The following is an 850-nucleotide window of genomic DNA, read 5'->3' as shown; positions in this document are numbered from 1 at the left end:
CTTTTAATAGTGCAATTTGCTGGGATAACTTGCACTTTTGGTGGGGCGATGAGCGTATGGTTGAAAAAGAAAGTGCCCAAAGTAATTTTGGTGAAGCTTATCGTACACTGTTCCAACACGTTCCAATCCCAGAAGAAAACCTCCATCCAATAAATGGTGCAAATGAATTATCGATAGAGCAAGTGCATGCGGAAGAGGAGATTGTTTCCAAGCTTGATAAGCATGAAGGTCGCCCATGTTTTGATTGGGTGTTACTGGGTTTAGGTGAAGATGGTCATACTGCATCTCTATTTCCAGGGCAGGTAGATTACGAAGCACAGAGTAATTGGGTTGCAGCAACACATCCCGAAACAGGAGAGGTGCGCTTGTCATTGTCGGCCGAGACTTTATGCAATGCTCGATCCATTGCCTTTGTCGTGACCGGGGCAAACAAAGCAGAAATCGTGCGAGATGTGTTTGGTGACGAAGAAGAATCTGAGCAATATCCAGCAGCGAATATTTTTGCCTTTGATGGTGAGACGCAATGGTTGCTCGATGAAGCGGCGGCAAGTTTACTGGTCAACGATTAAGAGGCTGATATGAGTGCAGACATTGGTGTAATTGGCTTAGCAGTAATGGGGCAAAACCTCATTCTAAATATGGATAATCATGGCTTTGAAGTGGTGGCGTATAACCGCAGCAAAGACAAAGTCAGCGCGTTTTTATCAGGCGCAGCAAAAGGAACAAACATCAAAGGCGCTCACTCTATCGAAGAGCTAGTGAATGCTTTAAGCACTCCTCGCAAGATCATGCTGATGGTTAGAGCGGGGCAAGTTGTTGACGACGTTATTGCGCAACTAATCCCTCATCT

At 45.3% G+C, this 850-nt stretch carries 2 protein-coding genes; both read left to right on the top strand.

Features of this window, described 5'->3' with window-relative positions; all coding sequences use genetic code 11:
* The coding region (pgl, locus tag A3739_RS23420; protein ID WP_156502788.1) for a 6-phosphogluconolactonase at nucleotides 1–569 on the top strand (569 nt) is incomplete at its 5' end.
* 9 nt (nucleotides 570–578) lie between these two features.
* Nucleotides 579–850: NAD(P)-binding domain-containing protein (locus tag A3739_RS23415; RefSeq protein ID WP_231877135.1), on the top strand; the 272-nt coding region annotated here is incomplete at its 3' end.

It is taken from the genome of Oleiphilus sp. HI0067 (genome assembly GCF_001635735.1).
The sequence above is the reverse complement of the archived record's forward strand: the minus strand, read 5'-3'. Positions and strand labels throughout refer to the sequence as shown.